Origin of the sequence: Bradyrhizobium guangxiense (assembly GCF_004114915.1) — a bacterium.
Taxonomy (GTDB): Bacteria; Pseudomonadota; Alphaproteobacteria; order Rhizobiales; family Xanthobacteraceae; genus Bradyrhizobium; species Bradyrhizobium guangxiense.
In genome coordinates this window covers 2,085,004-2,106,620 of sequence record NZ_CP022219.1, presented here as the reverse complement: position 1 = coordinate 2,106,620, position 21,617 = coordinate 2,085,004, and the positions used below count along the sequence as shown (strand labels likewise).

The window sequence follows — 21,617 nt, the reverse complement described above, 5'->3', positions numbered from 1 at the left end:
CACCGATGTCTCTGATCGAAGAAATCGACTACGGCACGCCACGCTCGAAATCGGAAACGATGGTCACGCTGACCATCGACGGCAATCAGGTCACGGTGCCCGAGGGCACCTCCATCATGCGCGCCGCGATGGACGCCGGCCACCAGATCCCGAAACTCTGCGCGACCGACATGGTCGACGCATACGGCTCCTGCCGGCTCTGCCTCGTCGAGATCGAGGGCCGCGCCGGCACGCCGGCCTCCTGCACCACGCCCGTGATGAACGGCCTCGTCGTCCACACCCAGACCGAGCGGCTGAAGAAGCTGCGCAAGGGCGTGATGGAGCTCTACATCTCCGACCATCCGCTCGACTGCCTCACCTGCGGCGCCAACGGGGACTGCGAGCTGCAGGACATGGCGGGCGCCGTCGGCCTGCGCGACGTACGCTACGGCTATGAGGGTGAGAATCACGTCTTCGCCAAGAGCCACGGCTGCGACAACGACCATTGGATGCCCAAGGACGAGTCCAACCCGTACTTCACCTACGATCCTTCCAAGTGCATCGTCTGCTCGCGCTGCGTCCGCGCCTGCGAGGAGGTGCAAGGCACCTTCGCGCTGACCATTTCCGGCCGCGGCTTCGACAGCCGCGTCTCGCCCGGTATGAGCGAGAGCTTCCTCGGCTCCGAATGCGTCTCCTGCGGCGCCTGCGTCCAGGCCTGCCCGACTGCGACGCTGACGGAGAAGTCGGTGATCGAGATCGGCCAACCCGAGCATTCCGTCGTGACCACCTGCGCCTATTGCGGCGTCGGCTGCGCCTTCAAGGCCGAGATGCGCGGCGAGGAAGTGGTGCGCATGGTGCCGTACAAGGACGGCAAGGCCAATCGCGGCCATTCTTGCGTCAAGGGCCGCTTCGCCTGGGGCTACACCAATCACAAGGAACGCATCCTCAAGCCCATGATCCGCGAGCGGATCGAGGATCCCTGGCGCGAAGTCTCCTGGGATGAGGCGTTCTCCTTCGCCGCCGCCAAGATGCGCGGCATCCAGAAGAAATACGGGCGCGACGCCATCGGCGGCATTACCTCGTCCCGCTGCACCAACGAAGAGACCTATCTGGTGCAGAAGCTGATCCGCGCCGGCTTCGGCAACAACAATGTCGACACCTGCGCCCGCGTCTGCCATTCGCCGACCGGCTATGGCCTCGCCACCACCTTCGGCACCTCCGCCGGCACGCAGGATTTCGACTCGGTCGAGGACACCGACGTCGTCGTCGTGATCGGCGCCAATCCGGCCTCCGCCCACCCGGTGTTCGCGTCCCGCCTGAAGAAGCGGCTGCGCCAGGGCGCCAAGCTGATCGTGATCGACCCGCGCCGCACCGAGATGGTGGAATCGCCGCATGTGAAGGCGCTGCATCTGCCCCTGATGCCCGGCACCAATGTCGCGGTCATGACCGCGCTGGCGCATGTCATCGTCACCGAGGGCCTCGTCAACGAAGCCTTCGTGCGCGAGCGCTGCGACTGGAGCGAGTTCGAGGAATGGGCGGCGTTCGTGGCCCAGCCGAATAACAGCCCGGAAGCCACCGCCATTCTCACCGGCGTCAATCCGAAAGACCTGCGCGAAGCCGCCCGCACCTACGCCACCGGAGGCAACGGCGCGATCTATTACGGCCTCGGCGTCACCGAGCACAGCCAGGGTTCCACCACCGTGATCGCGATCGCGAACCTTGCGATGGCGACGGGCAATATCGGCCGTCCCGGCGTCGGCGTGAACCCGCTGCGCGGCCAGAACAACGTACAGGGCTCCTGCGACATGGGCTCGTTCCCGCACGAGCTGCCCGGCTACCGCCACATCTCCGGCGATGCCGTGCGCGACCAGTTCGAGGCGCTGTGGAACGTCAAGCTCAACCCGGAGCCGGGCCTGCGCATTCCCAACATGTTCGACGCCGCGGTCGAAGGCACGTTCATGGGGATCTACGTGCAGGGCGAGGACATCCTCCAGTCCGATCCCAACACCAGCCACGTGGTCGCGGCGCTGTCAGCGATGGAATGCGTCATCGTCCACGACCTCTTCCTCAACGAGACCGCGAACTACGCCCACGTCTTCCTGCCCGGCTCGAGCTTCCTCGAGAAGGACGGCACTTTCACCAACGCCGAGCGCCGCATCCAGCGCGTCCGCAAGGTGATGACGCCGAAGAACGGCATGGCCGATTGGGAGGTCACCATCGGCCTTGCCAAGGCGATGGGCTTCGAGATGAAGTACAGTCACCCCTCCGAGATCATGGACGAGATCGCGGCGCTGACCCCGACCTTCGCCGGCGTCTCCTACGCCAAGCTGGATGAGCTCGGCTCGGTGCAGTGGCCCTGCAACGACAAGGCGCCGGAGGGCACGCCGGTGATGCATATCGACGGCTTCGTCCGCGGCAAGGGCAAGTTCGTCGTCACAGAATATGTCGCGACCGACGAGCGCACCGGCCCGCGCTATCCGCTGCTGCTCACGACGGGCCGCATCCTCAGCCAGTACAATGTCGGCGCGCAGACAAGGCGCACCGAGAACGTGGTCTGGCATTCCGAAGACCGCCTCGAGATCCATCCGCACGACGCCGAACAGCGTGGCGTGCGCGACGGCGACTGGGTACGGCTGAAGAGCCGCGCCGGCGAGACCACGCTGCGCGCGGAGATCACCGATCGCGTGGCGCCGGGCGTCGTCTACACCACCTTCCACCACCCGGACACGCAGGCCAACGTCATCACGACCGACTATTCCGACTGGGCGACCAACTGCCCCGAATACAAGGTCACCGCGGTGCAGGTCTCGCCCTCGAACGGCCCGTCCGACTGGCAGAAGGCCTATGACGCGCAGGCGCGGCATCCCCGCCGCATCGCGCCGGCCGAAGCCGCGGAGTAACGGCATGCACGTGCCGGTCCAGGCCATCGACCGACAAATCTGGCGCGACGGCGTCGCGTTCGAAGGCACGCGGCTGATCCCGGAGGAGACACCACTGGCGCTGACCTATAATGGCGGCACCTATGCCGTCATGATGGGAACGCCGCAGAACCTGGAGGATTTTGCCGTCGGCTTCAGCCTGGACGAAGGCATCATCAAATCGGTCGACGACATCAAGTCGCTCGAGGTGGTTCGCCTCGACGACGGCATCGAGCTCAGGATGTGGCTGGGGGCGGAAGATGCCGCACTCATCAGCGAGCGTCGCCGCCACATAGCAGGGCCGACCGGGTGTGGCATCTGCGGCATCGAGTCCATTGCCGAAGCCGTGCGCCCCGCCGCGGTCGTACCGCACGGCCAGGCCTTCACGCCGGAGGAGATCATGGCGGCGATGCAGGCCATCGCGCCGCTGCAATCTATCAATTTGCAAACCCGCGCCGTTCATGCTGCGGCGTTCTGGTCCCCTGCCGGCAACATCGTTGCGCTGCGCGAGGACGTCGGCCGCCACAATGCGCTCGACAAGCTCGCAGGAGCGCTCGCGCGCAGCCGCACGGACCCGCGCGGCGGCATGGTGCTGCTGACAAGCCGTGTTTCGGTCGAGATGGTGCAGAAGACTGCCGCGATCGGTGCGCCGGTGATGATCGCAGTGTCCGCGCCGACCGCGCTCGCGGTGCGTACGGCGGAAGCCGCCGGCATCACGCTGATCGCCATTGCCCGCCAGGACGGGTTCGAAGTGTTCTCGCATGGTGACCGGGTTGTCGCCCGCCATGCCACGGAGGTTGCCGATGTCGCCTGACCGCCTGATCTACATGGCCAACCAGATCGGCAAGTTCTTCCAGAGCCAGGGCCAAGACAAGGCCGTAACGGGGATTGCCGAGCACATCAAGAAGTTCTGGGATCCCCGGATGAAGCGCGCGATTTTCGCTCATCTCGATGCCGGCGGCGCGGGCCTGGAGCCCAACGTGCGGGAGGCCCTCACCTCGCTGAAGCAGGCTATGCCCCTTCCAGCAGCGCCCTGAACACGCGCCGCACCTCGCTCTGCGTCTCCTTCACCCGCGCCTCGAGCGAGGAGAAATCCGGCGCATCGCCGGCGCGTGCCATCACGCGCTGCAGATCGTTGCCGGCCGTTTCGGGCTTGAAGCGGTCGCTGACGCAGAGTCGCAGGATCTGCGTCAGGTCGTGATAGAGCCGCGCGGCCGCACGCAAGATCTCGGTCTCCGATTGTCCGAGCACACCGATCCTGCATGCGTTTTCCAGCACCTGCATCGTGTTGACGTCGAGGATCTCGGGCTTGTCGTGCGCGTGCACGAGCTGGAGATATTGCGCGATGAAGTCGATGTCGACCATGCCGCCGGCGGCATGCTTGAGATCCCAGCAATCGGCCTCGCCCTTCTCCTGCGCGATCGCGCGCCGCATGTCGGCGACGTCGTTGGCCGTGATGGCGGGGTCGCGGCGGCGGGGCAAGACGTCGCGGATGACGCGTTCGATCCGCATCCGGAATTCGGGCGAAGCCGACACCACGCGGGCGCGCGTCAGCGCCATGTGCTCCCAGGTCCAGGCCTCATTGGCCTGGTAATCCGCGAACGAGACCAGGCTCGAGGCCACGGGACCGGCGCGCCCCGAGGGACGCAGCCGCATGTCGATTTCGTAGAGCACGCCGTAATTGGTGCGCGTCGTGAACGCGCTGATCAGGCGCTGGGTCAGGCGGGCGAAATAATGCGCGCCTTGCAGCGATTTCGGCCCGTCGGAGTCAGGATTGTCGCTGTCGAAATCGTAGAGCAGGATCAGGTCGAGATCGGACGAGGCCGTCATCTCACGGCTGCCGAGCCGGCCCATCGCGATGATCGCGGTCTCCTGCCCCTTGATCCGGCCGTGCTGGGCGGCGAAGCGGTCGGCGACCAGGCCATGCACGGTATGGACGATGCCTTCGGCAACGTCGGCAAAGGCCGTGCTCGCCTGCTGCGCCGAGACGGTGCCGGACAGGATGCGCGTGCCGATCAGGAACAGGCTCTCCTGGCCGAACAGGCGCAGGCGATCGAGGAACTCCTCGTAGGAGCCGGCGTCCTGGACCGTCGCAGCCAACCGTCCCGACAATTCCTGCCTGTCCGGCATGGCGCCGAAGAAGCGCGGGTCGATCAGGCCATCCATGAGCTGCGGCTGTCGCGCCAGCATCTCGCCGAGCCGCGGCGCGGCGCCCAGCACCAGGGCCACCAGCGCGACCAGCTCGCGGTTCTGGCCGAGCAGCGTGATCAGCCGGCCGCCGCGCTGCAGCGCGCCCAGGAAATGATCGAATGCCACGACCGCGCGATCCGGCTCTTCGGCATGGGCTAGGCCGTCGATCAGGGCCGGCACGAATTCGACGAAGGCGTTCCGCGTCGCCTCGTTGCGGAACACGCGATAGTCGCCGGTGACCCAGTCGCGCACAGTCTGCGCGACGGCGGCAGGCTTCTTGAAGCCGAGGCTCGCCAAATGCTGCAGCAGGCGCGGATCGTCGGGACCGGCGCTGTAGTCGAGCGCCGGCAGCTTGGCCGTGCCGGTTGGGTCGTCGCCCTCGAACAATTTCTCGTAGTGCCCCTGCACGATCTCGAGCTGCCGCAGCAGGTCGCTCGCAAAGGCTTCGCGATCGGGATAGCCGAAGAAGCGGGCAAAACGCTCGACCGCGTCCTTGTCCTCGGGCAGTGCGTGGGTCTGCTCGTCGGCGATCATCTGGAGGCGATGCTCGACCCTGCGCAGGAATTCGTACGCCGTGGTCAGCTCGTCGCGCGCAGCTGGGGTGATCCAGTTGCTGGAGGCGAGAATGTCGAGCGCCCTCAGCGTCGGCCGCACCCGCAACTCCGGATGACGGCCGCCGGCGATCAATTGCTGGGTCTGGGCAAAAAACTCGATCTCGCGGATGCCGCCGCGACCGACCTTGACGTTGTGCCCCTCCACGGCGACCTCGCTCTGGCCGCGATAGGTCTGCATCTGCCGCTTCATGTCGTGGACATCGGCGAGCGCGGCGAAGTCGAGATGCTTGCGCCAGACGAAAGGTGCGATCTCGGCGAGCAATGCCTCGCCCGCCCTGAAATCGCCGGCACAGGCACGTGCCTTGATCATCGCGGCGCGCTCCCAGGTGCGCCCTTCCCGCTCATAATAGTTCAGCGCGGCGTCCCGCGAGATCGCCACTTGCGTCGAGGACGGATCGGGCCGCAGGCGCAGATCGACGCGGAAAACGTAACCGTCATAGGTGCGCTGCTGGAGGATGCGCGCCATTCCCTGCGTGACCCGGACGAAGAACGGCTGCGGCTCGATGTCCGCCGCCAGCGTCGTCGCGTCGGGATCGAAGAACACGATGAGATCGATGTCGCTGGAATAGTTCAGCTCGCCCGCACCCATCTTGCCCATGGCGAGCACGATCAGCCCGCAGCCCTCTTCGGGCGCCTCGGGGTTGGGCGGCGAGATCTTGCCACGTGCGGCTTCCTGCCGCAGCAGGTATTGGAGCGCCGCCTGCACCGAGGACACTGCAACATCGGTCAGCGCAGCCGTCACCCGCATCACCGGCCAGACGCCACCGATGTCGCACAGGGCGGTCAGGAGCGCGGTTTCCGCTTTCATGCGGCGAAGCAGCCGCATCACCTCGGCCTCGTCAGGCGCGGCGAGCACCGCCCCCCTCGCCTCCGCGATCAGCGACGCCAGATGCACATCCGGATCGCATTCGAGCAGCCGGATCAAGCGCAAGGCGTCGGCGCGCACGAGATCGAACAGATAGGGCGAGAATTCCGCAATCCCGGCCAGGATATCCCGCGCGAAAGGATGAGCCAGCAGCGCTTCGATACGGGCCGACTGGGCCGGCTCGAGCTCGGTCAGCCAGCTCTCGAAACGTCGTTCGTCGGTTGTGGAAGCGGCAATATGGGGAGCTTCCGCAAAGCGCGCGGCGAGTCTCTCACCATGCTTGTCCGCGTTTCCCGGCGCGGGATGGTTCATGCCACCTTCTGTGGCACATCCGGTATTGGCGGAGCAACCCTGTCGCCGGCGCGCACGGGGAGCACCAGCGTGGCGACAAGACCGGGCTGGGCGTCGGCCAGTCTCAATTCACCACCATGCAATGTCGCAACCGCCGAGGCGAGGCTGAGACCGAGCCCGGAGCCCGGCAGCGTGCGGCTCGCTTCCAGCCGCACGAATCGTTCCACGGCGTGCGCGCGATCGGCCTCGGGGATACCAGGACCGCGGTCGGTGACGCTGAGCAGCACATGCTCGCCCTCGCGCCTGGCCTCGATCGTGATTTGCCGGGAGTCCATGCTGATCACGGTTCCGCCGGTCTGCGCGACCGGCTTGCCATATTTGATCGCATTCTCGACCAGATTGGCGAGCGCCTGACTGATCAATTCGCGGTTGGCGTGAATCGGTGTCGGGTCGGCCTTCACCTTCAGGGTCATGCCGTCCTCTTCGGCGAGCGGCTCATAGAGCTCGTGGATGCCGTTGGCTACGTCGGCCGCGTCGAAATCATCCATGTTGCCGCGCGCTTGTCCCGATTCGGCGCGCGCAATCATCAGCAGCGCGTTGAAGGTGCGGATGAGACCGTCGGATTCCTCGATGGTACGCTCCAGCGCCGCCCGGTAATCGGCCTCGCAGCCCGATTTCGCCAACGCCTCCTCGGCGCGGTTGCGCAGGCGCGTCAGCGGCGTCTTGAGATCATGGGCGATGTTGTCGGAGACCTCCTTCAGCCCCGCCATCAGCGCCTCGATCCGCTCCAGCATGGCGTTGAGGTTCTCGGCGAGGCGATCGAGCTCGTCGCCGCTGCGCCCGACCGGCAGGCGCTCGCTGAGATCGCCGGTCATGATCCGCTGTGCGGTGCCCGTCATGGCGTCGATGCGTCGGAGCACACGGCGCGCGACGAAGACGCCACCACCGAGGCCGAGCACGACGACGATCAGGACCGACCATTGCGCCGCCTTGGCGACGATGCCGAACAGCCGCCGCCGCTCGGCAAGGTCGCGGCCGATCAGCAGGCGGAAGCCATTCTCGAGCTCGGTGACGCGCACCAACGCACGATGGTCGCGGTCGTCGGCGTCCTCGATGCGCCGGTAGGCGGTCTCCGACCAGCCGCGCGTCGCCATCACGCCGGGCGCCAGCGAGCCGACATTGCCGGCAATCGCCTGCCCGGTCGGCGTGGTCACGAGATAGAGGTTGGCACCCGGGCGCAGCGCCCGATACTCGATCGCGAGCACGAGGCTGCGCAGACCGCGGCGGCCGTAGATCTCACTGATCTCGGAGGTCTCGGCATTCACCGTCTGCGTGATCTCCTCGGTGATCAGCCGCCGCGTATTCCAGGCGAAATAGGCCAGCAGCGAAGCCGCGAACATCGCGAACAGCAGCAGATAGACCAGCGTCAGCCGGAACGCCGTGGTGCGGACGAGTTTACCGAATGCCGTCACGGATCATGTATCCAATTTCAACAACGCGCCTGCCATCACGTGCATGGTAACTCAACGTATTTCGCTTTGTTTACAATAACATAGCCTCGTAAATTGTCACACCTGCGCGCAGGTCGCTTGTGGAACGAGGAACGTGCAAAGCATCCGTGACGACGGGTGATAAGCGGACGAGGAACGTTAAAGGGGCACCCGATCGGAACCAAGTTAATTCCCCGCAAGCTGGGTCCATGGAGACGGGGGAAGCCTGCGGGAGCCGTGATCGGCTGTGGGCCTTTCCTCCCGACCACGCTGAGGAACATCAGCCGCTTCAGGCGGAAGCCCTTGTCGGCGGCAACGAGCGCAATGCCGTCGAATCCGCCGGTTTAAAACACCTCGGCAGGCCGCTGATGAGATTTCGTCCGGCCGGGAAGCTGCCCAGCTCCAATGCCGGCCTTCACCGGGACGTTGGTCCTGGTCTCGGATACCTGGATCTGCGTCCTACATGGGATGCGCGATACCGGGGCGCGCCCTCACACTTCCAGCCATTGCGCGCGAACGCTGCTGTTTGACCTCAATTGCTCGGGCGTACCTTCGAAGACGACACGACCGTGCCCCATGACGTAAACGCGGTTGGAGATCTTCATCGCAATCGACAGCTTCTGCTCGACGAGCAGAATCGCGACGCCGGCCTGCGCAATGCGGGCGATGAGATCGCCGACCTGCTGTACGATCAACGGGGCAAGACCTTCGGTGGGCTCGTCGATCATGATGAGATCGGGATCGCCCATCAAGGTCCGGCAAGTCGTGAGCATTTGCTTCTCGCCGCCCGACAGCACCCCTGCAGGCGTATCGGCCCGCGCGGCAAGATTCGGAAACATGTCGAGCATGTCCTGAAGCTGCCATTTGCCGGGACGTCGCGTATCCTTGATGCCGAGGAGCAGATTCTGGCGGACCGTCAGACTCGGAAAGATGTCCCGATGCTCCGGCACATAGCCGAGACCGAGGCGCGCGATCCTGTAGCTCGGCAGCCCGGCAATGTCCTTGCCTTTGAAGCGGATCGTGCCTTGCGGAGCAACCTCGCCCATGATCGCCTTGACCGTGGTCGAACGTCCGACGCCGTTGCGACCGAGCAGGCTGACGACCTCGCCCGCAGCAACGTCGAGATCGACACCCTGGAGAATGTGGCTCTTGCCATAATAGGCGTGCAGGTCCCTGACCTCGAGCATCAGTGCGCCTCCTCGCCGAGATAGGCTTCCTTGACTTTCGGGTCGCGCCTGATCTCTTCCGGTGTGCCGGAAGCGATGATGTGGCCGTAGACCAGCACCGAAATGCGGTCGGCCAGGCCGAACACGACACTCATGTCGTGCTCGACGATGACCAGGGTCTTGCCCTCGGTCAGGCGCCGGATCAGGGACACCGCGCGGTCGGTCTCGGCGTGACTCATGCCCGCCGTGGGTTCGTCCAGCATCACGACGGTCGCACCGCTGGCGATGGTGATGCCGATCTCGAGCTCGCGCTGCTCGGCGTAGGTCAACAAGCCGGCCGGAACATCGCGACGATGGGTCAGATGGATGTCGTCGAGGATCTGCGCGGTCCGCTCGCGCACTTCCGGCAGGCTATCGACGTTCTTCCAGAAGGCGTAACGGTGACCCGTCGCCCACAGCACCGCACAACGGACGTTCTCCCAGACCGACATGCGCGCGAACACGTTGGTGACCTGGAACGACCGCGACAGGCCACGCCGGTTGATCTCGAACGGCCTCATGCCGGAGATCACATCGCCGTTCAGCCTCACCTCGCCCGAGGTGGGCTTGATATGACCGCTGATGAGATTGAACGTCGTCGACTTGCCGGCACCGTTCGGACCGATGATGGCGTGACGCTCACCTTGCGCGACACTGAGATTGAGATCGCGGATGATGCCGACATTGCCAAAGCGCTTTTCGACAGCGCGGACTTCGATCGCTGCCGTCATGCCAAATCCCCCCGGTCGCGTGCGACCGTCGCCGCGCGGTCCCAAGCATCGCCGACCCGCCGCCAGCTCAGGCGCGCGACGACGAAGCCGCCGGCGACGAGGACCGCCGCACTCGCCCACGTCATCGGCGACGCCGGATTGAACGCAATGCCGAACAGGTTGATCGGGTTGCCCTGACCGCTATGCGTGCGCGCGATCGATTCGATCGCCAGAATCACGCCGCAAGCCAGTGCCATGGTTGGCACCGCTGCGAGCAGATAGGAAGGGACCACGGTCGGCAGAGTTCCGGCGCGAACCAGCGGCCGGTGCATCATCACCAGCCCCGCGATGCCGCCGGGGGACAGCATCACGATGCCGATGAAGATAATGCCGAAATAGAGTTGCCACACACCAGTGACGCTGGTCAGCCCGAGCTGAAGATAGGTCACGAGGATTGCACCCAGGATGGGTCCGAAGAAAAAGGCGACGCCACCAATGAAGGTCGAGAACAGCACGAGGCCGGATTGGATCGCGCCGAGATAGGCGGCGTTGGCGATCTCGAAGTTGATCGCAGCCAATCCCCCTGCCACACCGGCGAAGAACCCGGCAAAACAGAAGGCGATATAGCGGACCACGTGCGGGTCATAGCCGATGAACTGGACGCGCTCGGGGTTGTCCCGCACCGCATTGCTGATCCGCCCCAGCGGGGTCCGCGTCAGCGCATACATCGCGATGGCCGAGATCACCAGCCAGAACGCGATCAGATAATAGACCTGAAGCTGTGGGCCGAAACTCAACCCGAGAAGCTTCGGCAGAGCGGTGCGGTCGGTCGAAATCCCGGATTCGCCGCCAAACACCGATCGCAGGATGAGCGAGGAGGACGCCACCAGCTCGGCAATGCCGAGCGAGATCATCGAGAACACTGTGCCGGCCCGCTTGGTCATCAGCCAGCCGATGATGATCGCGAAGACCAGGCCGCCGAGCCCACCGAACAGTGGTATGAACGGCAGCGGGATCGGCCAGCCGTGCGAGACCACCGCATTCATCATGTGGCACGCGGCGAAGCCGCCGAGGCCGTAATGGACCGCATGGCCGAACGACAAGAGGCCGGTCTGGCCGAGCAGGATGTTGTAGGACAGCGCGAACACGATCGCGATGCCGATCAGGCTGAAGGACGTCAGCGAGCCGCCGGAGGAGAAGATCAGCGGCAGCAGGATCAGCACGGCAATGCCGGCAAGCCATATGCCGTAGAAACGCAGGCCATCGCCCGTCGGCTTCTCTGCGATCGTCGATGTCGATGTCGCCGTCGATGTCGTCTTGGCGTTCATGTCTCGCGCGTCCCCATCAGGCCCATGGGGCGTACGATCAGGATGATCACCAGCAGCAGGTAGGGCACGATCGGCGCCACCTGGGCGATGGTCACGTTCCAGATGTCGGTGAGCACAGAGGGCCCTGCCGACGGATCGAGCGGACCGAAGGCGCTTGCGAGCGAACCGTTCAGCGCCACCGCAAAGGTCTGTATCAGGCCGATGACCAGCGAGGCGATGAAGGCGCCGGGCAAGGAGCCCAGGCCGCCGAACACGATGACCACGAACAGGATCGGTCCCAGCGCCGCGGCCATATCGGACTGCGTCACCAGCGCCGGACCGGCGATCACGCCGGCGATTCCCGCCAGCGCGCTGCCGACGCCGAACACCAGCATGAATATGCGTCCGACATTGTGACCGAGATGCCCCACCATGTGGGGATGCGTCAGCGCGGCTTGAACGATCAGGCCGACCCGCGTGCGCTTGAGCACCATCAGCAGCACGACGAAGATCAGGATCGACACGGCCAGCATGAAGATCTTGTAGGCGGGATAGTTCGTCGAGAAGATCGTGAAGGCCGGAAAGTCGAGCAGCGCCGGCACGCGATAGTCGACGGGGCTCCTGCCCCACATCATCGCCACGATTTCTTCGATCGCGAATGCAAGACCGAATGTCAGGAGCAGCTCCGCCACGTGGCCGTGTTTATGCGTATTGCGCAGGCCGTAGCGCTCGACCGCCATGCCGATCGCGCCGACCAGCAGCGGTGCCAGCAGCAGCGCCGGCCAGAAGCCAATCCATTTCGTGAGCTGATAGCCGAAGAAGGCGCCGAGCATGTAGAAGCTGGCATGGGCGAAGTTGAGCACGCCCATCATGCTGAAGATGACGGTCAGGCCGCTCGACAGCAGGAACAGCAGCATGCCGAACAGCAGACCGTTCAGCGTCGATATAACGATCAGTTCAAGCACAGTATTCACACCTATGGCCGGGACAGAAAAGCCGGCACGCTCGTCGGTCCACCCGCAACAGCGACCTTCCCGCGAGCCGCTGCCGGCCGCGGGAAGGCAAAGCTGGTCCAGCTTACGGCCGGGTCATCTTACAGGTTGTGGGAACCATCGTCTTGGAGGTGTCGACCTTGGAAACCAGGTGCCATCCCCAGCCGGTGCCTTCCTCGTCGAACGGCTCGTTTGCAGCAAGCTTGCCGAAGGAGGAGATATAGATCGGCTGGAAGAACTGGTGATCGTCCTTGCGCATGACGCCCTCTCCACCATCCAGCACCTCGAACTTGAGGTCCTCTAGGGCCGCTGCGACCTTCACGGGGTCGAGCGAGTTGGCCTTCTCGGCCGCGGCCTTGAACATGCGCATCTCGTTGACCGCACGCGGATACCAAAGCGACATGTTGACCTTGGCGCGGAAAGCCTTTTCGAAGTCCATCGCCGGCTGATGGCCAGAATTGGCAAAGCCCTCGGTGATCTGGAACACCTGATGGTCGAGACCGGTCTGCTTGATCGCGGTCGGACCGCCAGCGCCGCCGGCATAGTAGGTGTACCAATTGACCTTCAGGCCGGCATCCGCAGCAGCTTTGAGCAGCAGTGCGATGTCCTGGCCCCAGTTGCCGGTCACGACGCTATCGGCGCCGGAAGCCTTGATCTTGGCGACGTAAGGCGAGAAGTCTGTGATTTTCAGCAGCGGATGCAATTCGTCACCGACGATTTGGATGTCGGGACGCTTGGCGCCCAGCATCTTGCGCGCGTCGGCGCGCACCGACTGGCCGAAGGAGTAATCCTGGTTGATCAGGTACACCTTCTTGATCGCGGCAATATCCTTCATATAGCTGGTGAGCGCCTCCATCTTGATGTCGGAGCTGGCGTCCCAGCGGAAATGCCAGTAGCTGCACTTTTCGTTGGTCAGGCTCGGATCGACGGCGGCGTAGTTGAAGTAGAGCACTTCCTTGCCGGGATTGCGCGTGTTGTTCTTGGTCACGAAGTCGGACAGCGCTGCGGCGACCGACGAGCCGTTGCCTTGCGTGATGAAGCGGGCGCCGGCGTCGATCGCCTTCTGCGCCTGCACCAGGCTTTCCTGCGGGTTGGTTTTGTTGTCGAGCGGCAGGATCTCGATCTTGCGGCCCAGGATGCCGCCCTTGGCGTTGATCTCGTCGGCGAGATACTGGAACGTCTTCAGACCGCCTTCACCGACACTGGCGCCACCGCCGGACAGCGGATCGATGTAACCGAACTTGATGGTTTCCTGCGCGAATGCTGCTCCTCCGACAATCGTCAGCGCTGCCGCCGCAGCAATTACGAGCCTATGCATCCCTGGCTTCTCCCGTTTGTATGTTCTTGTTCCTTGGCGATCGAAGCTGACTCACAACGTCGATCGCGTCACCTTTCGCTACTCCAACATTGAATACTGTGTAAAGTTTTGGTGCAAGAAATAATTGCAACATAAGCATGAAGATTGCCGCGCGCCGCCCGGAATATTGAATTCACAGGCAACTTTTTGAGACCAAGAGCCGCGCTCGATCTGCGGCAGACATGAGGCCCAAACAGGAGAAGGATGAAGATCGCGACCAGGGCCCTCGGATTGGTTGCTTTATACCACCCAGCGACGGGGCTTGAGCCCCGCGAGGAATAGCCGCGAAAAATGATCGGCAATCTGCATCGGAGACCAGCTCCGCTCGCCCCTGAACCAGATCGGGTACCAGTGTCCCATTCCAGTCAGAACGCGTTCCGCGAAGTAAGTGTCGACGCTGCGGAAGTATCCCGCGTCGATCCAGCGCTGATGATTTCTCTGGTCCTGCCGGATCGTTGCAAGCACCTGTCCGACATAGTGCTTGCGGTCGACGTCGTTGAGATAATTGATGTTGTGGTAGGTCGCCTTGGGGCCGCAAGGAGTATCGTGCAGCATCAATAGCAGCCGCACTCTCTGAACGATGTAGTCGAACGCGCCGAGGCCGAAGTCCTGCAAATACTCTCGAATGCCGATCTCACCGGCCAGACCTCTTCGCAAGCAGGCCAGCAAGAGGCGTTCCTTCTCGCGGAAATGATAGTAGATGCCGGCCCGCGTCATGCCTGCCTCCCCCGCGATGCTCTCGAGCGACGTGCCGGACGCGCCCCTTCGGTTGAAACTGTCAGAGGCAATCGAGAGCATCCTGTCCAGCTTCGCGGCGCGCTTGTTCAATTTCGAGCGGGACTGGAGAAACGGCGCCAGGCTCGGCGCTTCGGGCATGTCCGGCAAGGCAATTTCACGCCGATAGACTCCATGCGTGATGATGTCATCGATGGCATCAATCGCCTGCTGGCGCGAATAGTAGTCGCGGTCGGAGAACCAGAACGGAACCCAATCCAGGATGGAAATGAGGGCGACGGCCGTAAGCAGCGGCTCCTCGCAGGCTATCGAGCCGTCGGCAACGCCGCGCTTCAGAATGTCGGCGAGCAGAGCGGCATTCTGCCAGCGCCTGGCGTGCACGTCGTTGCTGTAGGACGCAGCCAGTGCATCGATGTCGGAGAATAGGATCATGCGCTGGCCTTCAGGCCGCAGCCGGGCTCGTACGAAGCGCCTGACGATTTCGAGCCCGTCGATCCCGGGCTCGGCCGCGGTCTCGATTTCATGCCTGTAGATGGCAAGGCCGCGCAGGTAGCAGTGAAAGATCAGGTCTTCCTTGTCGCGGAAGTAGTGGTACAGCGCTCCCGGCACCGATCGAACCGACGCTGCCACCTGTTCCATCGTCACATTCGCATAGCTATGGCGGGCAAAGAGCCTGGAAGCCGACACGAGGATCTCTTCAGCTCGGTCGGACGGGAAGGCGGCGACTTGCAAGCTTGAACACCCTTCCTCATCGTGGACGGATTCATCCAGGTGAGATCCCCCTACCACACATCGGATATTCTTGCCATCGGATGAGGCGGGCTCCGCGCCAGGACTGTCGGCGCGTTTCCCAATCACCTTAATGCTTCGCACCTTTCCGGATCATGCTTTAGACGACCTCGGAACCGTCGACTGTGAGGTGGCACACATCGCGTGAGGCAATCTGGTTGTATCCATGGTGTCGGATGGGCATGGCAGACGGAGATACGCATGAAACGCCTCATGCTCTCGCTCATTGCAACCTTGCTTCTCGCTGGTGCAGCCACCGGCGTGCTCAGATCGCATGGACTGTTCCATGACGGTCGAAGCGGCATGCCGTCCATCCAGGAACTGCAGACAGGTCAGGCCAACAAGCTTCCTGAACAACAGATGCAGGATCGCTCGGTCTTGTTTACGAAAGAAGCGGCACCATAGAGCGGACCGTCCTCTTTCGGGCTCTTCGCGTTACTCGGCCGCCGCGGTCGCAGGTTGAGACTGTCCATCGTTTGGACCGGTTCGTGCCTTCTGCTTGTCGAGCCAGAGGCTATGGTGCTCGCGGGCCCAGTTCACGTCGACCTCGCCCGAGCCCATGGCCTCGAATGCACCTTCCATTCCGATCGTGCCGATATAGATGTGCGCGATCATCGCCGCGATGAACAAAACCGCGACGATGGAGTGGACGATCTGCGCCATTTGCATGCCTTCGATTCCCGTGCCGTAGAATGGGAACATCAGCGCATAACCGCTCGTCGCGACGAGCCCACCGCCGATCACGACGATCCAGTAGATCATTTTCTGGCCGCCATTGAAGCGGTAGGCCGGCGGATGGTCATGTCCAATCAGGCCGCCGCCGCGCTTCGCCCATTCGATATCCACCTTGCTGGGAATGTTACCGCCGATCCACATCAGGAAGATCAGGACGACCCCAAGCGTGAACGGGAAGCTCAGATAATTATGGGCGTATTTCGCCCATTGCGACCATTCGGAGAAGGCCTCGAAGCCGATCAGCGGCAAAAGCAGCGGCCGGCCGAAGGTGATGTTGAGGCCGGAGATCGCCAGGATGACGAAGCAGGTTGCCGTCATCCAGTGCACAAAGCGCTCGAAACCGTTGAAGCGAACGATGGTGCGGCCCGATCGGCCGCTTTCGAGCCGAACCATGCCGCGGGTCAGATAGAAGATCATGATCAGGGCGACCATGCCGAGGATGGCAATGCCGCCGATCCAACGCAGCGTCACATTGCGGAATTCCCGCCATTCCCGCCCCTGTGGCTGCTCGAGCACGCCGGACCGCTGATCCGGGATGCTGACGCGCCCCTGGATCCGGTTCAGCTCCTGGAGAAGCTGCTGCTCCCTCACCGAGCTTGCCGTCGGATTGACCTGCTGGGCAGTCGCGGGCGCCGCCATCACCACGAGAAGCAGCGTGCAAAAGCCGACAGCCAGGCGAATGAACCTTCCTAATGACGCCATCACGTCCTCCCCGGTATTGCGCGCCCTTCTGTTGCCGCGTCAGGACTCGATCGTCTCGCGATAGGCGGTCTTCCAGCCCCATGCGCCCGAGCCGTAGCCGCGCTTCATGACACGCTCCTTGTAGATCTGAGCGATGATCTCGCCGTCGCCCGCAAGCAACGACTTGGTCGAGCACATTTCCGCGCAGAGCGGCAGCTTGCCTTCGGCCAACCGATTCGCGCCGTATTTCTCGTACTCCTCCTTGCTGCCGTCAGCTTCGGGACCACCGGCGCAATAGGTGCATTTGTCCATCTTGCCGCGCGAGCCGAAATTGCCGACCTTCGGGTATTGCGGCGCGCCGAACGGACAGGCGTAGAAGCAATAGCCGCAACCGATGCACAGGTCCTTGGAGTGCAGCACCACGGCATCCGCAGTGGTATAGAAGCAGTTCACCGGGCACACCGCCGCGCAAGGCGCGTCGGTGCAATGCATGCAGGCCATCGAGATCGAGCGCTCGCCCGGCTTGCCGTCGTTGATGGTGACGACGCGGCGACGATTGATGCCCCAGGGTACCTCGTGCTCGTTCTTGCAAGCGGTGACGCAAGCGTTGCATTCGATGCAGCGGTCAGCGTCGCAGAGAAATTTCATCCGAGCCATGTTCGTTGCTCCCTCAAGCCGCGACGATCTGACAAAGCGTGACCTTCGGCTCCTGCATGCCCGTTGCGGGATCGTAGCCGTAGCTCGTGATCGTGTTGGCGCTCTCGCCCAGCACGATCGGATCGGTGCCGGCCGGATAGTTCTTGCGCAGATCGGCGCCGCCGAGCCAGCCACCGAAATGGAACGGCATCCAGGCAATGCCCTTGCCGACCCGTTCGGTCACGAGCGCCTTCATCCTGGCCCGCGAGTTGTTCTCGGCGCCGCTCACCCAGACCCAGCCGCCATCCTTGATGCCGCGATCGGCGGCGTCGGCCGGACTGATCTCGATGAACATGTCCTGCTGCAATTCGGCAAGCCACGGGTTGGTGCGCGTCTCCTCGCCTCCGCCCTCATACTCCACCAGCCGGCCCGAGGAGAGAATGAGCGGAAACTGCTTCGCGATCCCCTTCTCGACCGCGGCCTTCTGCACCGAGAAGCCGATATTGGGCAGACGGAACTGCCTGGCGTCCGGCAGGGTCGGATATTTTTCGACGAGGTCGACGCGCGGCGTATAGATCGGTTCGCGGTGCACCGGAATTGGATCGGGCAGACCGAACGCATTCATGCGCGCCTTGCCGTTGCCGAAGGGCACGCAGCCGTGCTTCAGCGCGACTCGCTGGATGCCGCCCGAGAGATCCGTCGCCCAGGAGACTGCATCCGGATTGGCCGGATTGACCCTCTGGATGGTTGCCATTTCGGCCTCGGTGAGATCCTTGTCCCAACCGAGCTTCTTCAGGCTCGCCAGCGTGAACTCGGGGTAGCCGTCCTCGATCTCCGAGCCCTTGGAAAAGGACTTGTCGGCAAGCAGGCTGACTTTCCGGGTCGTGCCGTCCGGCAGCTTTTCCTCGCGTTCGATGCCGAACCGGGGCCGGAACGCGCCGCCGCCGTCCATCACATGCAGATTGTTGTTGTAGAGCAACGGGGATCCCGGATGCTTCACCTCCGGCGAGCCCCAGCACGGCCACGGCAGACCGTAATAGTCGCCGCCGACTTCCGGATCGTCCTTGGGCGCGCGCATCGTCACCAGATCGAACTTGTTCTGGTTCTTCATGTGCGCCTTGATCCGCTCGGGCGACTGCCCGCAATAACCGGTCGACCAGCTTCCACGGTTGATCTCGCGAAGCACGTCCTCGGCGACGGGAAGATTGTTCTCGACCTTGATGTTCTTGAACATCTTGTCGGCGAAGCCGAACTTCTTCGCCATCAGATAGATGATCTCGAGATCGTCCTTGGATTCGAAGATCGGCTTGACGATCTGCTCGCCCCACTGCATCGAACGATTGGAGGCGACGCGCGACCCCGTGCACTCGAACTGCGTTGCTACGGGCAGGATGTAGACGCCGTCTTTTCGTCCCGCCTCCACTGCCAGAGCCGCCCAGGTCGTCGGGTGCGGATCCGCGATCACCAGCAAATCCAGCGCTTTCAGACCCTTCATCGATTCCGGAATGCGGGTGATGCTGTTGCTGGCGTGGCCTTGGACGAAAACGGCCTTGACGTTGTCCTTCTGTGCGACATCCGCCTTCGGCAACAGCGCGGCATCGAACCAGCGCGTCAGCGGGATGCCTGGCGTCTCCATCTGCTTCTTCTCGTCGAAGCGGGAGACCAGATAGTCGTAATCCACCTCCCAAACTCGCGACCAGTGCTTCCAGGCGCCCTCCGCGAGGCCGTAGTAGAACGGCAGAGTCACGATATCGAGACCGACATCGGTCGCGCCCTGCACGTTGTCATGGCCGCGCAAGATGTTGGCGCCAGCGCCGGACTTTCCGATGTTGCCGGTCATCAGCAGGGCGATGCAGCTCGCCCGCACATTGGCGGTGCCGACCGTGTGCTGGGTCTGGCCCATGCACCAGATGATGGTCGCCGGCTTTTGCGTGGCAAACATCTTGGCAACGCGTTCGAGCTGAGCTGCGGGCACGCCGGTTACGCGTTCGACCTCCTGCGGATTCCATTTCTCGACTTCCTTGCGCAAATCGTCGAAGCCATAGACGCGCTGCGCGATGAACTCCTTGTCTTCCCAGCCATTCTTCAGGATGTGCCACATCATTCCGTAGAGCACGGGAATGTCCGTGCCCGGGCGGATGCGGACATAGTCGGTGGCATGGGCCGCGGTACGGGTCAGGCGCGGATCGAAGACGATGAAGTTCGCCTTGTTGAGTTCCTTGGATTCGAGCAGGTGCTGCATGCTGACGGGATGCGCTTCCGCTGCGTTGCTGCCGATGAACAGCATCGTCTTGGAGTTGCGCATATCGTTGATGCTGTTCGTCATCGCCCCATAGCCCCAGGTGTTGGCGACGCCGGTGACGGTGGTGGAGTGGCAGATGCGGGCCTGATGGTCGGTGTTGTTGGTCCCCCAGAAGGCGCCGAGCTTGCGGAACAGGTAGGAGCCCTCGTTGGTCATCTTGGCCGAGCCGAGCCAATAGACCGAATCGCTGCCCGACTTCTCGCGAACCTGGAGCAGCTTGTCGCCGATCTCGTTCACCGCCGTGTCCCACGACACGCGCGTCCATTGCCCGTTCACGAGTTTCATCGGATAGCGCAGACGGCGATCGCTGTGCACGAGCTCGCGGACCGAAGCGCCCTTGGCGCAATGCGAGCCGCGGTTGATCGGGGAATCCCAGCTCGGCTCCTGCCCGATCCAGACTCCGCGGAGGACTTCCGCGGTGACCGTGCAGCCCACCGCACAATGCGTGCAGATGCTCTTCTTGACAACGGCACCGGCGGCAAGCGGGCCGGCAACGGCCGCTTCAGCCTTGCGTACACTGCCGATCGGCATGGTCCCCAGCGCGGCGAGAGCGCCGCCGGCCAGGCCCGACCTCCGCAGGAAGGTGCGACGATCAAGTCCCCCGCCCTGCGCCGCAAGGGATTCGGCGACGGAACCGCGGTGATCGGAACGCTGGTGTGTTCGCTTGATAAGCACGGGCAGCCTCCCTCTCAGGCCGGATAACGGTTGACGCGGTAGTATGCCTTCACGTGATCGGATTCCTTGTAGCGCGCCTTGCGCTTCTCATCGTTGTTCTCACTGTCCGCCTGCGCGGAGCCGACCAACGGCGTCGCAAGCGTCGCGCCTGCACCGACGGTGCCGATACCGACCTGGCGAAGGAAGTCGCGGCGCCTGACCTTTGCTTTCGTCTCTTCACTCATCGCGTCTCTCCCGGACCGACGTCCGTCGATCAATTGGCGAATGTGAACGCTTCCGTCTCGATCTCGATGAAGGTGCGGCCGAGCGCACCAACCGCCCGATAAAAACGCGCATGATCTGCGCTCTCCATGTCGGCGAAGAGCCGCCCCATCCAGGGCGACACGTGCTTGTCGAAGAAGGCACGCTGAGCCTCGGGCGAGGCATCCAGGCAACCATCGGCAAGGCCAGACATGATCTCGCACAGGATCGCAGCGTGATCCTCGGGCTCGGAATTATTGGCAATCCGCTCGATGCCGAGCGCAGCCATGTCTGTGCGCAGGCGCGACAGCGGCCGTTCGTTGAGAAACCCGGTGAGATAGTAGGACGCGTAGGGAAGCAATTCGCCGCGGCCGAGCCCCACAAACAGATCGAAATATTCCCGCTCCACCTGACTTGGAACCGCGATCGCGGCGGCGTCGGCCAGCGCGGCATGCGCGTGTCCGAGCGGCGTTGCGTCACCAGTCAATGCCGCAAGCTGCTCGATCAACCGTTTCGACGGCGGCGCACACAGCAACGTCGCCAGCAACGCATATTCCTGCCCGCGCGCTGCATCGACGGGGTCGATGGGCCGTGCGGGCACGGCCTGTTCGTAGAGATCGGGCCGCAGGTCGTTGCGAGGAACTCCGGTAGCGCTTTCGACTGCAATCACCCGTTGTGCAGGCACACGGGTCCATGTCGAGACGGAAGGCTGACTGATGCCTATTTTGCGCGCAAGCTGAGCGATGCCGCCTGCGGCATCGATCGCGCGCTCAAGCCCATCATCACGCACGTGGACCTCCCATCCAAGAGTCCCGTCTGCTGATTATTGTCAGTTCTTACAAAGCACTAGACCAAGGGTAGTCTTGGTTCCACGGACCGTCAATCGCGCCCATAGCCGGAGCCTAT

17 protein-coding genes are annotated in these 21,617 nt (G+C 63.5%); 4 read left to right on the top strand and 13 right to left on the bottom strand.

Annotated features, from left to right (window positions below):
- The first annotated feature begins 5 nt into the window (after window positions 1-5).
- The 3 genes from fdhF to X268_RS09805 are packed head-to-tail and all read left to right on the top strand — an operon-like array spanning window position 6 to window position 3,934.
- Window positions 6-2,879, top strand: coding sequence for a formate dehydrogenase subunit alpha (gene fdhF / locus X268_RS09815; RefSeq protein WP_128924751.1), 2,874 nt, complete (start codon window positions 6-8; stop codon window positions 2,877-2,879).
- A 4-nt stretch (window positions 2,880-2,883) separates the two neighbouring features.
- The gene (gene fdhD, locus X268_RS09810; protein ID WP_128924750.1) at window positions 2,884-3,711 is read left to right on the top strand and encodes a formate dehydrogenase accessory sulfurtransferase FdhD; all 828 of its coding nucleotides are present in this window, start codon (window positions 2,884-2,886) and stop codon (window positions 3,709-3,711) included.
- Entirely contained in the window at window positions 3,701-3,934 is a 234-nt protein-coding gene (locus X268_RS09805; RefSeq protein ID WP_164937634.1) for a formate dehydrogenase subunit delta, read from the top strand. Before fdhD ends, X268_RS09805 begins: the two co-directional genes overlap by 11 nt.
- On the opposite strand, the gene X268_RS09800 is transcribed toward X268_RS09805, so the two are convergent.
- The 8 genes from X268_RS09800 to X268_RS09765 all read right to left on the bottom strand — a co-directional run bounded on the left by X268_RS09800 (window position 3,909) and on the right by X268_RS09765 (window position 15,511).
- Complete coding sequence (locus X268_RS09800) at window positions 3,909-6,878, bottom strand: bifunctional [glutamine synthetase] adenylyltransferase/[glutamine synthetase]-adenylyl-L-tyrosine phosphorylase (protein WP_128924748.1); 2,970 nt, start codon at window positions 6,876-6,878, stop codon at window positions 3,909-3,911. The two genes, X268_RS09805 and X268_RS09800, sit on opposite strands and share 26 nt — an antisense overlap.
- Window positions 6,875-8,329, bottom strand: coding sequence for a sensor histidine kinase (locus X268_RS09795; protein ID WP_128924747.1), 1,455 nt, complete (start codon window positions 8,327-8,329; stop codon window positions 6,875-6,877). Before X268_RS09795 ends, X268_RS09800 begins: the two co-directional genes overlap by 4 nt.
- Window positions 8,330-8,838: 509 nt before the next feature.
- Window positions 8,839-9,534 carry an ABC transporter ATP-binding protein gene (locus X268_RS09790; protein ID WP_128924746.1) on the bottom strand — a complete coding sequence of 232 codons (696 nt, stop codon included), beginning with the start codon at window positions 9,532-9,534 and terminating at the stop codon, window positions 8,839-8,841.
- Window positions 9,534-10,283: an ABC transporter ATP-binding protein gene (locus X268_RS09785; RefSeq protein ID WP_128924745.1), complete on the bottom strand. Its 750-nt coding sequence runs from the start codon at window positions 10,281-10,283 to the stop codon at window positions 9,534-9,536. Before X268_RS09785 ends, X268_RS09790 begins: the two co-directional genes overlap by 1 nt.
- Window positions 10,280-11,590, bottom strand: a complete 1,311-nt coding sequence (locus X268_RS09780) for a branched-chain amino acid ABC transporter permease (protein ID WP_128924744.1) — start codon at window positions 11,588-11,590, stop codon at window positions 10,280-10,282. The genes X268_RS09785 and X268_RS09780 overlap by 4 nt, the downstream gene beginning before the upstream one ends.
- On the bottom strand, window positions 11,587-12,534 hold the full coding sequence (locus X268_RS09775; RefSeq protein WP_128924743.1) for a branched-chain amino acid ABC transporter permease: 948 nt from the start codon (window positions 12,532-12,534) through the stop codon (window positions 11,587-11,589). The genes X268_RS09780 and X268_RS09775 overlap by 4 nt, the downstream gene beginning before the upstream one ends.
- A 112-nt stretch (window positions 12,535-12,646) precedes the next feature.
- Entirely contained in the window at window positions 12,647-13,879 is a 1,233-nt protein-coding gene (locus X268_RS09770) for a branched-chain amino acid ABC transporter substrate-binding protein (RefSeq protein WP_128924742.1), read from the bottom strand.
- 279 nt (window positions 13,880-14,158) lie between these two features.
- Complete coding sequence (locus tag X268_RS09765; protein ID WP_164937633.1) at window positions 14,159-15,511, bottom strand: TetR/AcrR family transcriptional regulator; 1,353 nt, start codon at window positions 15,509-15,511, stop codon at window positions 14,159-14,161.
- A 132-nt stretch (window positions 15,512-15,643) separates the two neighbouring features.
- On the opposite strand from X268_RS09765, the gene X268_RS09760 reads away from it, so the two are divergent.
- The gene (locus X268_RS09760) at window positions 15,644-15,847 is read left to right on the top strand and encodes a hypothetical protein (RefSeq protein ID WP_245477837.1); all 204 of its coding nucleotides are present in this window, start codon (window positions 15,644-15,646) and stop codon (window positions 15,845-15,847) included.
- A gap of 30 nt (window positions 15,848-15,877) precedes the next feature.
- Here the strand turns inward: X268_RS09760 and X268_RS09755 are convergent, their stop codons facing one another.
- Genes X268_RS09755 through X268_RS09735 form a run of 5 tightly spaced genes read right to left on the bottom strand, consistent with a single transcriptional unit; the run spans window position 15,878 to window position 21,501 of the window.
- Window positions 15,878-16,879, bottom strand: coding sequence for a formate dehydrogenase subunit gamma (locus tag X268_RS09755; RefSeq protein ID WP_128924740.1), 1,002 nt, complete (start codon window positions 16,877-16,879; stop codon window positions 15,878-15,880).
- Window positions 16,880-16,918: 39 nt separating this feature from the next.
- Window positions 16,919-17,515: a formate dehydrogenase FDH3 subunit beta gene (gene fdh3B, locus X268_RS09750; RefSeq protein WP_027571966.1), complete on the bottom strand. Its 597-nt coding sequence runs from the start codon at window positions 17,513-17,515 to the stop codon at window positions 16,919-16,921.
- Window positions 17,516-17,528: 13 nt separating this feature from the next.
- On the bottom strand, window positions 17,529-20,471 hold the full coding sequence (locus X268_RS09745; RefSeq protein WP_128924739.1) for a formate dehydrogenase subunit alpha: 2,943 nt from the start codon (window positions 20,469-20,471) through the stop codon (window positions 17,529-17,531).
- 14 nt (window positions 20,472-20,485) lie between these two features.
- Window positions 20,486-20,695 (bottom strand): twin-arginine translocation signal domain-containing protein, encoded by a 210-nt coding sequence (locus X268_RS09740; protein ID WP_128924738.1) that lies wholly within the window; start codon window positions 20,693-20,695, stop codon window positions 20,486-20,488.
- 29 nt (window positions 20,696-20,724) lie between these two features.
- Window positions 20,725-21,501, bottom strand: a complete 777-nt coding sequence (locus tag X268_RS09735; protein WP_128924737.1) for a molecular chaperone TorD family protein — start codon at window positions 21,499-21,501, stop codon at window positions 20,725-20,727.
- Window positions 21,502-21,617 lie beyond the last annotated feature (116 nt).

What these genes read in the sequence shown, in the direction of transcription:
- fdhF (WP_128924751.1), top strand. Translation starts at nt 6, where the DNA reads ATGTCTCTGATCGAAGAAATCGACTACGGCACGCCACGCTCGAAATCG.
- fdhD (WP_128924750.1), top strand. Translation starts at nt 2,884, where the DNA reads ATGCACGTGCCGGTCCAGGCCATCGACCGACAAATCTGGCGCGACGGC.
- X268_RS09805 (WP_164937634.1), top strand. Translation starts at nt 3,701, where the DNA reads ATGTCGCCTGACCGCCTGATCTACATGGCCAACCAGATCGGCAAGTTC.
- X268_RS09800 (WP_128924748.1), bottom strand. Translation starts at nt 6,878, where the DNA reads ATGAACCATCCCGCGCCGGGAAACGCGGACAAGCATGGTGAGAGACTC.
- X268_RS09790 (WP_128924746.1), bottom strand. Translation starts at nt 9,534, where the DNA reads ATGCTCGAGGTCAGGGACCTGCACGCCTATTATGGCAAGAGCCACATT.
- X268_RS09785 (WP_128924745.1), bottom strand. Translation starts at nt 10,283, where the DNA reads ATGACGGCAGCGATCGAAGTCCGCGCTGTCGAAAAGCGCTTTGGCAAT.
- X268_RS09780 (WP_128924744.1), bottom strand. Translation starts at nt 11,590, where the DNA reads ATGAACGCCAAGACGACATCGACGGCGACATCGACATCGACGATCGCA.
- X268_RS09770 (WP_128924742.1), bottom strand. Translation starts at nt 13,879, where the DNA reads ATGCATAGGCTCGTAATTGCTGCGGCGGCAGCGCTGACGATTGTCGGA.
- X268_RS09760 (WP_245477837.1), top strand. Translation starts at nt 15,644, where the DNA reads ATGAAACGCCTCATGCTCTCGCTCATTGCAACCTTGCTTCTCGCTGGT.
- X268_RS09755 (WP_128924740.1), bottom strand. Translation starts at nt 16,879, where the DNA reads ATGGCGTCATTAGGAAGGTTCATTCGCCTGGCTGTCGGCTTTTGCACG.
- fdh3B (WP_027571966.1), bottom strand. Translation starts at nt 17,515, where the DNA reads ATGGCTCGGATGAAATTTCTCTGCGACGCTGACCGCTGCATCGAATGC.
- X268_RS09740 (WP_128924738.1), bottom strand. Translation starts at nt 20,695, where the DNA reads ATGAGTGAAGAGACGAAAGCAAAGGTCAGGCGCCGCGACTTCCTTCGC.